This is a genomic window from Streptomyces sp. NPDC020780, from assembly GCF_044334475.1.
In the GTDB taxonomy this organism is placed as follows: domain Bacteria; phylum Actinomycetota; class Actinomycetes; order Streptomycetales; family Streptomycetaceae; genus Streptomyces.
In genome coordinates this window covers 657,678-670,578 of record NZ_JBIRTB010000003.1, presented here as the reverse complement: position 1 = coordinate 670,578, position 12,901 = coordinate 657,678, and the positions used below count along the sequence as shown (strand labels likewise).

Here is a 12,901-nt window from a genome sequence, read left to right as displayed (position 1 = left end):
CGCCAGATAGGCCATGGTCATCGGGGACCTCCAAGGAAACTCCGGCCTTCGGGGCCGGGACGGAATCGGACTCCTGCGGAGCGGGGCAAGGGGGCAGGATCCGCCCCCAGAGCGCATGCCGGTGCTCTGACTCGCAGGTCTGAGCTGACTGCTGGTGCTGTGAGCTTGTGGGGGAGACCGCACACCCTGTGAAGCGGGCGTGCACCTCCGGTGAGGGAGGGACACAGGGGGACATGGGCGGAGCAGGGACGGTATGGGCCGCACCAGTTGGGTCTGATCGTCATTCGTGGCATCAGCGGGCCCAGAAGTCCCGGGTTCGGCAGGCGAGGGTTTGCCGTTGGGCGGCTCGGCATACCTGATCCTCTGGAATCCCGCGCCGGCTCGGCCGCCAACCGGGAGACGCGACACGCAATGTGGTTCAGATTTGAAGCGATCGGTGAGGACACTCCGGTTTCGAAGCGGCATCACCGGGTGAGAGGGCCGCCATCGCCGTTAGGGACCGACGGCCAACAGCATCTGGGGCTTGCCCCGGCTGGGAGAACCGGGTACGGCGGTGAAGACCAGCAGCTGCTGGCACTGCTCGGGATCCACCAGCATCTCGGAGTAGAGCTCCAGTTCCCCCAGCTCGGGGTGCAGGTAACGCTTGAGGTCGTGGTGATGGGTCACCGCCACCTCGTGCAGCCGCCAGACCTCAGCGAACTCGGGACTGGCCTCGAGCAGGGCTGGGACGATCTCACCGGCCCTGCCCGTGGGATCGGCCGTGTAGGCATCCCGGATCCCCGCGGCGAGAACCTTGCCCCGCCGCGGATGGTCCTCCGCCGGATGGAGGCCGCGGACCGGCTGATCGCCGGTGAACCAGCGGTGGACCAGATACCGGGACAGACCCGAGTAGCGGGTGAAATCACCGAGCAGCGCGACCGCCGGAGGTGTCTGCAGGAGCGTCTCACCGAAGCGCGACATCAACATCGCCGACACAGGAGACCGCCGACGATCCGCATCATGGTGGGACCGACGAGATCATCTCTCATGATCCGCTGGGACGCGGGGACGCCGCCGAGGGTGAAGAGGTGGTCGCGCTCGTCCAGGCTGAGCCGCAACGCCCGCGCGAGCGCCACGAGCATCCGCTCCGAGGGGGCCGGACCACGCTGCTGCTCGATCCGGCTGTAGTAATCGGCCGGCATACCGGCCAATGCCGCCACCTCCTCGCGCCGCAGCCCACCGGTGCGGCCCCGCTGCCCGCGAGGAAGCCCGTCATCCTGCGGCTGCAACGCCTCACGGCGTGCGCGGAGAAAATCCGCCAGCAACACCCGGTCCATCGTCCGATCTCCTTTGTTCGACAAGCCCATCCTGGCGTGGACGGCAGAGCGGATGAAGGGCCACTTCATCAGGGGACGAGTTGTCCGTGGCTGGGCCGGAAGCGCTGCACAGGCACAGCCGGACGGCCCTCATCCGCCCCCGGGCGGCATGACTCATGCCGAACTCGGTCCCCGTCTGCTGGAGGGCGGACACCCATGGCCATGGTCGGCACGTGCTCGCGCATCAGCCGCTGGAAGTGGGGTGCGGTGGCGGAACGGTGGTCCACGGAGAACTCCCCGGACAGGCAGAGCCAGGTGACCGGGAGGCGCTGGCCCGCACCATGCGCTCGACGGCGACAGAGTGGGTCTCGGCTGTCAGGCGCGCTGCGGCATCCACGATCAGCTAGACCTCGCAGTCCTCGCGCAGCACGCCCAGCACGGTCTGCAAGACCCATCCCTGGGTGGACACCCCGCGATGGCGGGCTTGCGGCGCCCCGTCTTCCCGTACGGCTCTTGGAGACCGGCCTTGGGATCTTGAGGTTCCAGAGGAAGTAGCACCAGGTGGGAAGCAAGTACACGAAGCGGTACACGAAGCGGTACACGGAGGAGTTCAGGTGGGACGGGATCGCGCTCGTCGACTCCTCGGGCAAGACGGTCACTGCCGTCGTCCGGGAGCTCGGCATCAGCTCCGAGTCCCTGCGCGGTCGGTACCGCCGGGCCAAGGCCGACCAGAGCGAGGGCACCCCGGGCGAGCTGACCAGCGCGGAGCGCGAGGAACTGCGCCGGCTACGCAGAGAGAACCGCGAACAGCAGCAGACCATCGAGATCCTGAAAAAAGCGACGGCCTTCTTCGTGAAGGAGAGCGACCGGTGACCATGTTGTACCGGTTGATCCATGCGGAGAAGGCGAACTACCCGATCGTGCTGTTGTGCCGGGTGCTGCACGTGGCCCGCTCCTCCTACTGCATGGAACACCTACACCTGGAAGCCCGCCTTGGCCAAGCCCGGCGTCATCCCGCCACGTGCCGAGGGGGCGAAAGCCTGGCAGTGGGCGGCGGCCCCGAAGGACGGCTTCCATGTGCTTCGGCACACCTACGCCTCGATCATGTCGGAAGCCGGAGAGTCCGTCGTGACCTTGGCGCGGTGGCTCGGACACTCCTCGCCCGCGATCACTCTCGGTTACTATGCTCACTTCATGCCGGAGGCCGGCAGCAAGGGGCGCGCCACCATCGACGGGGGGAGCGCGGGGGATCGGCTTAATAGCCGAAACTCCCCAGATTCTCCCCAGCGCCGTCGACTGGCGATTCCCGCCTCTACGCCCCGAAGGAGCCCTCCGTTGAATGCAAGGCTAAAGAGATGGGTGGCCTAGGAAAGTGCTAAAAGAGGTTGTCGCGACCCGCTATGTCATGCCCCTGCGGGAGGGTGGATCGCTGCCAGGGATCGTCGAGGCCGACGACCTGGGCACGTATGTCATGAAGTTCACCGGGGCTGGGCAGGGGAGGAAGACCCTTGTCGCGGAGGTCATCTGCGGGGAGCTCGGCCGGAGGCTCGGGCTGCGGGTGCCCGAGCTGGTGACCATCCAGCTCGACCCGGTGATCGGTCTCGCGGAGCCGGATCAGGAGGTGCAGGAGCTTCTCAAGGCGAGCGGGGGGCTCAACCTCGGGATGGACTACCTGCCCGGCTCACTCGGCTTCGACCCGCTCGCCTACCAGGTGGACCCGGCGGAGGCCGGACGGATCGTGTGGTTCGACGCGCTGATCAACAACGTCGACCGCTCCTGGCGCAACCCCAACATGCTCGTGTGGCACGGTGACGCCTGGCTGATCGACCATGGCGCCACGATGATCTGGCACCACAACTGGCCCGGCGCGCAGGCCTCGGCCGCCAAGCCGTACAACGCCTCCGACCATGTGCTGGCCCCCTTCGCGCCGGATATCGCGGCCGCGGCCGCCGACCTCGCCCCGCTCGTCACCGACGAGCTGCTCACCGAGGTCGCAGCCGCCGTGCCGGACGCATGGCTGGCCGGCGAGCCCGGCTTCGACACCACGGATCAGCTGCGACGGGCCTATGTGGAACCGCTCCTCGCCCGTGCCGGGACGATCCAGGAGCGGATCCTCCTGGGGGAGCCCACGAAGGCGACGCCCTCGCAGGCGCCGGGCTGGCTCACGGACCGCCTGGCCCCGCGGCGGCACGCCGCAGAGAAGGACCGTGCCGCCCAGGCCGGCACCGCACGCGACAGCGAGGACGACGGCCGATGACGCAGCGCGATGTCTTCGAGTACGCGGTGGTGCGCGTCGTCCCTCGGGTCGAGCGCGGCGAGTGCTTCAACGCGGGAGTGCTGGTGTACTGCCGGGCCAGGTCCTTCGTCGCCGCGCGGACGTATCTGGACGAGCGCAAGCTCATGGCGCTCGACCCGAACGCCGATGTGACGGGTGTTCGGGCCGCGTTGCGTGCGGTCGAAGGTGTGTGCGGCGGCGGGGACGGGGCGGGCCAGGCGGCCGGCGACGACGCGGGGCGGCGCTTCCGCTGGCTGATCGCCCCGCGCTCCACGGTCGTCCAGCCCGGCGCGGTGCACAGCGGGCTCACCGCGGACCCGGCCGCCGAGGTGGAGCGACTGCTCGACCTGCTGGTGCGCTGATCGCACGGTCGGCGCGGCCGTCCGTGACGTACGGGCCGCGGCGCCGTCCGGTGTGACATGCGCCCGTGCCCCCGTGGGCCGTTGACACCGGGTGCCAGGGCTTCTAGCGTCTCGTCTGCTGAAGGTACTAAGCGGTTGCTCAGTTATCGGGAACTTCCTGACGTCCGCTGAGCCGCGATCCAAGGGCGAGGAGAGCCAAGCATGTCCACCACCGAGCAGCGTGTCGCCATCGTGACGGGAGCGGCGCGGGGCATCGGCGCCGCCACCGCGGTACGCCTGGCGGCCGAGGGCCGCGCCGTCGCCGTACTCGACCTCGACGAGGCGGCGTGCAAGGACACGGTCGAGAAGATCACCGCCGCAGGGGGCTCCGCCCTCGCCGTCGGGTGTGACGTGTCGGACAGTGCCCAGGTGGAGGCCGCCGTCGCACGCGTGGCCGCCGAGCTGGGTGCCCCGACGATCCTCGTCAACAACGCGGGCGTGCTCCGCGACAACCTGCTCTTCAAGATGGACGAGGCGGACTGGGACCTCGTCATGAACGTCCACCTCAAGGGCGCGTTCCTGATGGCGAAGGCCGTCCAGGCGCACATGGTCGAGGCCACGTTCGGCCGTATCGTCTCGCTGTCCTCCTCCTCGGCGCTCGGCAACCGCGGGCAGGCCAACTACTCCGCCGTCAAGGCCGGACTCCAGGGCTTCACCAAGACGCTGGCCAAGGAACTGGGCAAGTTCGGGGTCACCGCCAACGCCGTCGCACCCGGCTTCATCGTCACCGAGATGACCGCGCAGACCGCGGCGCGGGTCGGCATGGGCTTCGAGGAGTTCCAGGCCGCGGCCGCCACCCAGATCCCCGTGCAGCGGGTGGGCCGCCCCGAGGACGTCGCCAACGCCATCGCCTTCTTCACGGGGGACGACGCGGGCTTCGTGTCCGGACAGGTCATGTACGTCGCCGGCGGACCGCTCAACTGACCCCGGAAGGGCAACGGACATCATGACTGCGCAGGACAGCGGCAAAGTCGCGCTCATCACCGGTGCGAGCCGCGGCATCGGCTACGGCATCGCGGAGGCGCTCGTCGCCCGGGGCGACCGGGTGTGCATCACCGGCCGAGGCGAGGAGGCGCTCAAGGAAGCCGTCGAGAAGCTCGGCGTCGACCGGGCGATCGGGGTCGTCGGCAAGGCGCACGACGAGGCGCACCAGGCTGTCGCCGTGGAGCGCGCCATGGAGACCTTCGGACGGGTCGACTTCCTGATCAACAACGCCGGCACGAACCCCGTCTTCGGGCCCATGGCGGAGCTCGACCTGGGGGTGGCGCGCAAGGTCTACGAGACCAACGTCATCTCGGCGCTCGGCTTCGCCCAGCAGACCTGGAAGGCCTGGCAGAAGGAGAACGGCGGGGCGATCGTCAACATCGCCTCCGTCGCCGGGATCTCGGCGTCGCCCTTCATCGGCGCCTACGGCATGAGCAAGGCGGCCATGGTCAACCTGACCCTTCAGCTGGCGCACGAGTTCGCGCCGGTCGTCCGGGTCAACGCGATCGCTCCGGCCGTGGTGAAGACCAAGTTCGCCGAGGCTCTGTACGAGGGCCGGGAGGCCGAGGCCGCCGCGGCGTACCCGCTCGGGCGGCTCGGTGTTCCGCAGGACATCGGCGGCGCGGCCGCGTTCCTCACTTCCGCGCAATCGGACTGGATCACAGGGCAGACACTCGTGGTCGACGGCGGTATCTTCCTGAATGCCGGCGTGGCCTGAGCGGGAGCTGGGGGCGAGTTGCGTCCTGATCGGCTCACGTGCCCCGCCGGGCCAGGAGGTTGACCCGGCGGGGTGCTGCGCTACGGTCTGCCGACCCCGAGGCTGATCGAGGAGCGTGGGCGCGTGTTCTACCGGGCCGGTCTGCAGACTGCTGCAGCTCTTGCTTCCCTTTCCCTGCTGGCCGGCTGCGGACTCCTGTCCGACAGCGGTGCGGAAACGAATCAGCGGATAACGGTGGGAACGACGAGTTCGCCCTCGACCCTCGATCCGGCGGCGGCCTGGGACGGTTCCTGGGAGCTGATGCGGAACGTCTTCCAGACCCTGCTCAGCTTCCCGACCGGCACCTCGAGCCCCGAGCCCGACGCGGCACAGTCCTGCCGGTTCACCGATGACATGAGCATGGTCTACCGCTGCACCCTGCGGAGGGGCCTGAAGTTCTCCGACGGGGAGAAGGTCGACGCCCGGGCCGTGAAGTACTCCTTCGACCGGATCAAGAAGATCAAGGTGAAGGGCGGCCCCGTCGGGCTTCTCGGCTCCCTCGACCGGGTGGACACCGAGGGCGAGGACACGGTCGTCTTCCACCTGGGCAAGCCGGACGCGACCTTCCCCTTCATCCTGGCGACGCCCGCGATGTCGCTCGTACCCCCGGGCGAGTACCCCGCGGACAGGGTCCGGGACGACGGCAAGGTCACCGGATCGGGGCCGTACGTCCTGGGCTCGTACCAGCCCGGTAAGAGGGCCGAACTCACCAGGAACCCCGACTACAAGGGGTTCGCCGACCGGAAGAACAGCGCCGTCACCATCCGCTACTTCGACGACTCCGCGTCCATGGTGGCGGCCCTGAAGAAGAAGCAGATCGACGCGACCTACCGCGGTCTGACCGCCGAGGAGGTCGTCAGCCTCGAGGACGACCAACAGGACCACAACGGTCTGCAGCTCGTCGAGACGGTCGGTGCCGACATCCGCTTCCTGGTCTTCAACCCCGGGGACCCGGCCGCCGGGAAGCTCGCCGTCCGGCGCGCCATCGCCCAGCTGGTCGACCGTGACGCCCTCGTCGCCAAGGTGTACCAGGGCACCGCGGAGCCGCTGTACTCCATGGTGCCCAAGGGCATCGCCGGCCATACGACGAGCTTCTTCGACGCCTTCGGCGACCCGGACGCGGCCAAGGCGAAGCGCATCCTCACCCAGGCGGGGATCGACGAGCCGGTCGAGATGACCTTCTGGTACACCACGGACCGCTACGGCTCGTCGACCGCTCCCGAGTTCGCGGAGATCAAGCGCCAGCTCGAGGCGTCCGGCCTGTTCAGGATCACGCTGAAGAGCGCGCCCTGGAAGACCTTCCAGGAGGGCTTCACCCAGGGCGGCTACCCGGTCTTCGGCCGCGGCTGGTTTCCTGACTTCCCGGACCCGGACAACTTCGTCGCCCCGTTCGTCGGCAAGGAGAGCGTCACCGGGACGCCGTACCTGAACACCGAGATCACCCGGGACCTGCTTCCGTCCTCCCGCAAGGAGAGCGACCGCGGAGCCGTCTCCAAGAAGTTCAGACGGGCCCAGGAGATCCTGGCCGAGGACGTCCGGCTGCTGCCGCTGTGGCAGGGCAAGCTCTATGTGGCGGCGGGCGAGGACATCGGCGGCGGCGAGCGCGCCCTGGACCCGCAGACGGTCATGCAGTTGTGGGAGCTGTACCGCAAGACCAGCTGGTAGGAGGCGGGCGGCGGGGCGCTGTCAGTGGCGCCCGGTAGGTTCTGGGGAGCAAGAACCGATTGCTTACCGGAGGTTGTGGACGTGACCGACACCGACCTGCTGCCCGAGTCCTGGCGCGGCGTCCTCGGCGAAGAGCTTCAGAAGCCGTACTTCAAGGAGCTCGCCGAATTCGTCGAGGAGGAGCGGTCCCGCGGGCCGGTGTATCCGCCGCGCGAGCAGGTCTTCGCCGCCCTCGAGGCCACGCCCTACCACCAGGTGAAAGTGCTCATCCTGGGCCAGGATCCGTACCACGGCGAGGGCCAGGGCCACGGGCTCTGCTTCTCGGTCCGGCCAGGGGTCAGAACACCCCCGTCGCTCCGCAACATCTACAAGGAGATGAACGACGAGCTCGGCCTTCCGATCCCCGACAACGGATATCTGATGCCGTGGGCCGAGCAGGGCGTCCTGCTGCTCAACGCGGTGCTGACCGTCCGGGGCGGCGAGGCCAACTCCCACAAGGCCAAGGGCTGGGAGAAGGTCACCGACGCGGTGATCCGCGCGGTGGCGGACCGGCCGGATCCCGCGGTCTTCGTGCTCTGGGGCAATTACGCGCAGAAGAAGATACCGCTGATCGACCAGGAGCGTCACGTCGTGGTGAAGGGCGCCCACCCCTCGCCGCTCTCCGCGAAGAAGTGGTTCGGCTCCCGTCCCTTCACCCGGATCAACGAGGCTGTCGCCGCCCAGGGCCACCAGCCCATCGACTGGCGTATCCCGAACCTGGGGTGACGGGGCGGCCCGGCGGCGGACCGCCCCGCGCCTGAGCGGGACGGCCGGCGGCTGCGGTTGAGGGCCGTCCGGGTGCTTCCCGGCGGGTGCGCGGCGACAGCCACGGCACCGCACCGCGTCATCGGGGCGTCCACGGACGTCCGGTGTGCGGTAGACCCCTCCGCCTCGCGACGTGCCGCATCCGACGCCGCGCGCTGATCCACCGGGAAGTGCGGGACAGCCCTTAGCGTCGGACCCACGGGAACAGGCCGGACCGTTATCAGGGAGACCTCTGTCGTGGAGCAGCGTGAAGCGTCCGAGGACGCCGTCATGACCAGGATCGGCCAAGCGGTCATGCTGCTGCACGGTGGGGACCGGGACGAGGCCCGGAACCGGTTCGGGAGCCTCTGGTCGGAGATCGGGGAGCGTGGCCAGGCCCTGCACCGCTGCACCCTCGCGCACTACATGGCCGACACGCAGGACGATCCCCGGGACGAGCTCGCCTGGGACCTGAGGGCGCTGGCCGCAGCCGAGGGACTGACCGGCGAGGAGGGCGCGCACCGCCGGGACGCGTCCGCGGTGCGGGCCTTCTTCCCCTCCCTCCACCTCAATCTCGCGGCCGACTACCTGCGACTGCAGCGCTTCGAGGCTGCCCGGTTCCACCTGGACCGGGCGTGGAAGGCCGTCGGCTCGCTCGGGGACGACGGGTACGGCGCGGGGGTCCGCTCGGCCCTCGGACGCCTGGAGCAGCGGCTGCGGGGGAGCGGGGCGGGCGAATGAGGCCCGGGGTGCGACGGGTGGACCGCTTGTCCGCCCGGGGGCCGTCCATCTCCGGAGTTCGCCCTGGGCACCTCCGGCGGCATCGCCGACCGGGAGGCCCCGCAGCGCACGTATGCTGCCGGAACCAGGGACGGGCACAGGACGCGACCGCGAGGCCGTGGTCGTGGCGACAGGGAGAACTCCGTGAAGGTCGGCTGCATCGGGCTCGGCGACATCGCGCAGAAGGCGTATCTGCCGGTACTGACGACGATTCCCGGCGTAGAACCGCATCTGCAGACCCGCACCCCCGCAACCTTGGCGGCTGTGGCGGCCACCCACCGCGTCCCCGCCCGGCAGTGCCACACGGATCTCGACTCGCTCCTGGCCGAGGGCCTGGACGCCGCGTTCGTACACGCCCCGACCCCGGCCCACCCGGAGATCGTCGGGCGGCTGATCCAGGCGGGCGTCCCGACGTACGTCGACAAGCCGCTCGCCTACGAACTCGCGGACTCCGAGCGGCTGGTGGTCCTCGCCGAGGAGCGCGGCACCGCACTCGCCGTCGGGTTCAACCGCAGACTCGCCCCCTCCTACGCGCAGTGTGCGGAGCACCCGCGCGAGCTGATCCTCATGCAGAAGAACCGGGTGGGGCTCCCCGAGGACCCCCGCACCATGGTGCTCGACGACTTCATCCACGTCGTGGACACCCTGCGCTTCCTCGCCCCCGGCCCGGTCGGCAACGTCGTCGTGCGGGCCCGGATCGCCGACGGCCTCATGCACCACGTGGTCCTGCAGCTGTCCGGCGACGGATTCACGGCCATCGGCATGATGAACCGGCTCAACGGATCCACCGAGGAGATCCTCGAAGTGTCCGGCCAGGACAGCAAACGGCAGGTCCTCAACCTCTCGGACGTCATCGACCACAAGGGCCAGCCCACCCTGCGGCGACGGGGCGACTGGGTGCCGGTCGCCCGCCAGCGGGGCATCGAGCAGAGCGTGCTCTCGTTCCTGGACGCGGTGCGGGACGGACAGGTGCTCAGTGCCCGGGACGCGTTGGAGACCCACCGGCTGTGCGAGCGGGTGGTGAAGGACGCGCTGGAACAGGCGTCCTGAGCCTGCGGATCCCCGCCGCGCCCAGGTACACGGCCAGCGCGGCCAGCGCGCCGTACACGGGCCAGGCGCCCAGCCGGACGAAGAGCGTGGTACCCCGGGCGAGCGGGACGTCGAACACGGCGGCCTCGCTCGCGTCCGTACCGAGGGGGGAGCCCACCCGCTCGCCCCGCGGGCCGTACACCGCGCTCACGCCCGTCAGGGTCGCGTGCACCATCGGCCGGCCCGTCTCGGCAGCCCGCAGGGCCCCCAGCGAGGCGTGCTGCTCGGGGGCCCAGCTGTGCTGGAACGTCGAGGTGGAGGACTGGGCGACGAGGACCTGCGCACCGTCCTGCGCCAGCTTCCGGCTCATGTCGGGGAACGCGGACTCGAAGCACACCAGCGGCCCCAGCCGCAGCCCGTCCGCGTTCGGCAGGTCCATGATCACGGGGCCCCGGCCGCGCAACCGGTCCTCCCCGGCCGCCTTGCCCACCGAGGTGGCCCAGCCGAGCACCGCGCGCGCCGGTACGTACTCACCGAAGGGCACGAGCCGCATCTTGTCGTACCGGTCCCCGGTCGGCCCGTCCGGGCCCACCAGCACGGCGGACTTGTAGATCCCGGGGCGGTCCGCGCCGCCCGTACGCCTGGCGTCCATGTTGACCAGCACGTCGGCCCCGACCAGACGCGAGAGCGCCGCGAGCCGCGAGGCCGTGCCCGGGCTGCGCGCCAGGTCCACCCCGACACTGCTCTCGCCCCACACCACCAGGTCCACGTTGCGGCCCGCCAGGCCGCGGGTCAGTTCCTCGCCGCGCGCGAACCGGCGCTGGACACTGCCAGGGCCCTCGACGACGCCCGGCTGAACCACGGCGATCCGGGCCGTACCCGCGCTTCGGGGCTGCGGCGCCCAAGCCACCGCGGCGCCCACGAACAACGCGCACGCCGCCAGGCACGAGACCGCGGCCGTGCGCGCCGACGGCACGGCGAGCAGCAGCGCGACCACCGTGTTCACGGCGAGCACGAGCAGGCTCACCAGCCATACGCCGCCGACCGACGCCACGCGCAGCGCGGGCGCGACCTCCCACTGGCTGGCTCCCAACAGGCCCCAGGGGCCTCCCAGCCCCTCCCAGGAACGGACCAGCTCGATCATCAGCCAGCCGGACGGCACCAGGACGACGGCGGCCACGGACCGGCCCGGGGACGGCGACCCGCCGAGCAGCCGGGCCACCAGCAGACCCCAGGGCGCCCACAGCAGACCCAGCAGGGCGGCCAGGACCACGATGAAGACGTGCAGACTCGGCATCAGCCAGTGGTGCACGGCGAGCATGAAGCCCACCCCGCCGAGCCAGCCGTCGACGGCCGCCCGGCGCCCGGTCCGCGCCGACCTGATCAGCAGCAGCCACGGAACCAGGGCGACATACGCGAACCACCAGAGCGAAGGGGCGGGGAACGACAGGGCCGGCAGAGCGCCGGCGAGCACGGCGGCTGCCCCACGTCCCGTACGCGAACGGAGCACGCGCCCGCGCGGCCCGCCCCGGTCGGCGTCCGGTCCGCACTCGGACCGGTCGGCCGGAACACCTGCTCCCCGCATCGGCATGCGGTGTCCTCTCGCCGGTCCTCCGCTTCCTTCCAGTGTGGGGCAGAAGATCGGCAGCGCACAGGGGGCGTGCCGTGGCCGGCGCCCCCTGTGCGCCGTGCCGTCCGCGAACAGTCGGCGGCGCCGGACCGTGGCACGCACCGCCCCTCCTCGTACGCCGCGAGGGTACGGATCCGCCGACCTGTTCAGGACGCGCCGTGCCGAAGGTGCACCGCCCACCGGAGTAGAGGCGAGGGCGCCGCTTCGCGCCCGTCGGCGGCCACGGTGTCAGCAGGGGACGACGGCCACCGGACCGAGTGCGTGCGTCACCGTCGTCTGCGCCACCGGAGAGAGCCCGAGGCCGAGGGACTCCCCGCCCTTGCGCCGCCCGACCACGATCAGGGCCGCCGTGGCCGAGGCCGTGACCAGCGTCCGGGACGCCGAGCCGCTCACCGGCTCCCGCACGACGTCCACCTGCGGGTACTTCTCGATCCAGCCGGAAGTGAGCTCGGCCAGGGTGCGCTCCGCCGCGTCCGCGGCGGCCTCGCGGTCGAAGACGGGGCCGCCGGACAGCATCGACGAGAACATCGTCCAGCCGTGCACCAGCCGCAGCCGGGCCCCCGGCCTCGATGCCGCGGCCTCGAAAGCGAACTCCAGGACCGCCTCGCTGCTCTCGTCGGCGGCCACTCCCGCGACGACGTCCGGGAAGGGGGCGGCGGCCTCCTGCTCGTCCTCCTCGGCGTGCCCGCTGTTGACGACGACCACCGGGCACCGGGACATCGACGCGGTGGCCAGGCTGTTCGAGCCGATCATGAGCGAGCGGAACCCGCCGAGGCCGCGCGAGCCGACGACCACCATCGACGCGTCACCGCTCAGCGACGTCAGCGCGGCCGAGGGGAAGTCCAGAGGGGTCAGCGTCGAGGTCGGCAGCTCGGGCGCGAGCTGGGAGGTCCGGCGCAGCGCCTGTTCGAGGAGTTCCTCCGCCTCCCGCAGCTGCACCTCCTCGCTGCCGCGCCGGATGTGCGGCCGGACGTGCACGATCAGCAGCGGCCACCCCCGGCGCAGGGCCTCCTGAGTGGCCCATCGGAGCGCCTCCCAGCTGTGCGAGGAGCCGTCGACTGCGGCGATCAGGGGACGGTCGTCGGCGGTCATGAGTGCCTCCGGGAGCGGTGGAAGATCTTCGGGGTGGCGACCGGGCCCTCCGTACGGCTACCGGGGGGCCTGGCGCTTCCCACCCGATTATCGCCCGAGGCCGGCCGACCGGAACGCACCGGCCGGCTGCGGAGCGCCCGTAAGGCCCGGGGAGACGGGGCACGGCGGACGCCTCACCGGCCCGGTGAGGCGTCCGCCGCCAGGCGGGTC

General features: G+C 70.7%; 11 protein-coding genes and 2 pseudogenes. 10 read left to right on the top strand and 3 right to left on the bottom strand.

Going from position 1 to position 12,901, the window contains the following annotated elements:
- Positions 1 to 492 precede the first annotated feature (492 nt).
- Positions 493 to 1,316 (bottom strand): annotated as a pseudogene (locus tag ACH4VO_RS09030) (helix-turn-helix transcriptional regulator).
- Positions 1,317 to 1,856: 540 nt separating this feature from the next.
- On the opposite strand from ACH4VO_RS09030, the gene ACH4VO_RS09025 reads away from it, so the two are divergent.
- The 10 genes and pseudogenes from ACH4VO_RS09025 to ACH4VO_RS08980 all read left to right on the top strand — a co-directional run bounded on the left by ACH4VO_RS09025 (position 1,857) and on the right by ACH4VO_RS08980 (position 9,990).
- A complete protein-coding gene (locus tag ACH4VO_RS09025; protein ID WP_360996690.1) occupies positions 1,857 to 2,168 on the top strand; it encodes a transposase in 312 nt (103 codons plus the stop codon).
- 93 nt (positions 2,169 to 2,261) lie between these two features.
- Positions 2,262 to 2,663 (top strand): annotated as a pseudogene (locus ACH4VO_RS09020) (tyrosine-type recombinase/integrase); the annotation flags it as partial.
- Between the two features lie 4 nt (positions 2,664 to 2,667).
- Positions 2,668 to 3,552 (top strand): HipA family kinase, encoded by an 885-nt coding sequence (locus tag ACH4VO_RS09015; RefSeq protein WP_360996692.1) that lies wholly within the window; start codon positions 2,668 to 2,670, stop codon positions 3,550 to 3,552.
- Positions 3,549 to 3,932 carry a DUF3037 domain-containing protein gene (locus tag ACH4VO_RS09010; RefSeq protein ID WP_360996695.1) on the top strand — a complete coding sequence of 128 codons (384 nt, stop codon included), beginning with the start codon at positions 3,549 to 3,551 and terminating at the stop codon, positions 3,930 to 3,932. The genes ACH4VO_RS09015 and ACH4VO_RS09010 overlap by 4 nt, the downstream gene beginning before the upstream one ends.
- Before the next feature lie 201 nt (positions 3,933 to 4,133).
- Complete coding sequence (gene fabG / locus ACH4VO_RS09005) at positions 4,134 to 4,895, top strand: 3-oxoacyl-ACP reductase FabG (RefSeq protein ID WP_360996698.1); 762 nt, start codon at positions 4,134 to 4,136, stop codon at positions 4,893 to 4,895.
- Positions 4,896 to 4,917: 22 nt separating this feature from the next.
- Positions 4,918 to 5,673, top strand: coding sequence for an SDR family oxidoreductase (locus tag ACH4VO_RS09000; RefSeq protein ID WP_360996701.1), 756 nt, complete (start codon positions 4,918 to 4,920; stop codon positions 5,671 to 5,673).
- Positions 5,674 to 5,796: 123 nt separating this feature from the next.
- Positions 5,797 to 7,377 (top strand): ABC transporter substrate-binding protein, encoded by a 1,581-nt coding sequence (locus tag ACH4VO_RS08995; RefSeq protein WP_360996846.1) that lies wholly within the window; start codon positions 5,797 to 5,799, stop codon positions 7,375 to 7,377.
- Between the two features lie 81 nt (positions 7,378 to 7,458).
- Positions 7,459 to 8,142 carry a uracil-DNA glycosylase gene (locus tag ACH4VO_RS08990; RefSeq protein WP_360996704.1) on the top strand — a complete coding sequence of 228 codons (684 nt, stop codon included), beginning with the start codon at positions 7,459 to 7,461 and terminating at the stop codon, positions 8,140 to 8,142.
- Positions 8,143 to 8,418: 276 nt separating this feature from the next.
- Positions 8,419 to 8,901: a hypothetical protein gene (locus ACH4VO_RS08985; protein ID WP_360996707.1), complete on the top strand. Its 483-nt coding sequence runs from the start codon at positions 8,419 to 8,421 to the stop codon at positions 8,899 to 8,901.
- Between the two features lie 183 nt (positions 8,902 to 9,084).
- Positions 9,085 to 9,990, top strand: coding sequence for a Gfo/Idh/MocA family oxidoreductase (locus ACH4VO_RS08980; protein ID WP_360996709.1), 906 nt, complete (start codon positions 9,085 to 9,087; stop codon positions 9,988 to 9,990).
- Here ACH4VO_RS08980 and lnt read toward each other — a convergent pair.
- Together lnt and ACH4VO_RS08970 are read right to left on the bottom strand one after the other, a co-directional pair.
- A complete protein-coding gene (gene lnt, locus ACH4VO_RS08975; protein WP_360996712.1) occupies positions 9,914 to 11,560 on the bottom strand; it encodes an apolipoprotein N-acyltransferase in 1,647 nt (548 codons plus the stop codon). The two genes, ACH4VO_RS08980 and lnt, sit on opposite strands and share 77 nt — an antisense overlap.
- A 267-nt stretch (positions 11,561 to 11,827) precedes the next feature.
- Positions 11,828 to 12,691, bottom strand: a complete 864-nt coding sequence (locus tag ACH4VO_RS08970; RefSeq protein WP_360996715.1) for a universal stress protein — start codon at positions 12,689 to 12,691, stop codon at positions 11,828 to 11,830.
- Positions 12,692 to 12,901: the final 210 nt, after the last annotated feature.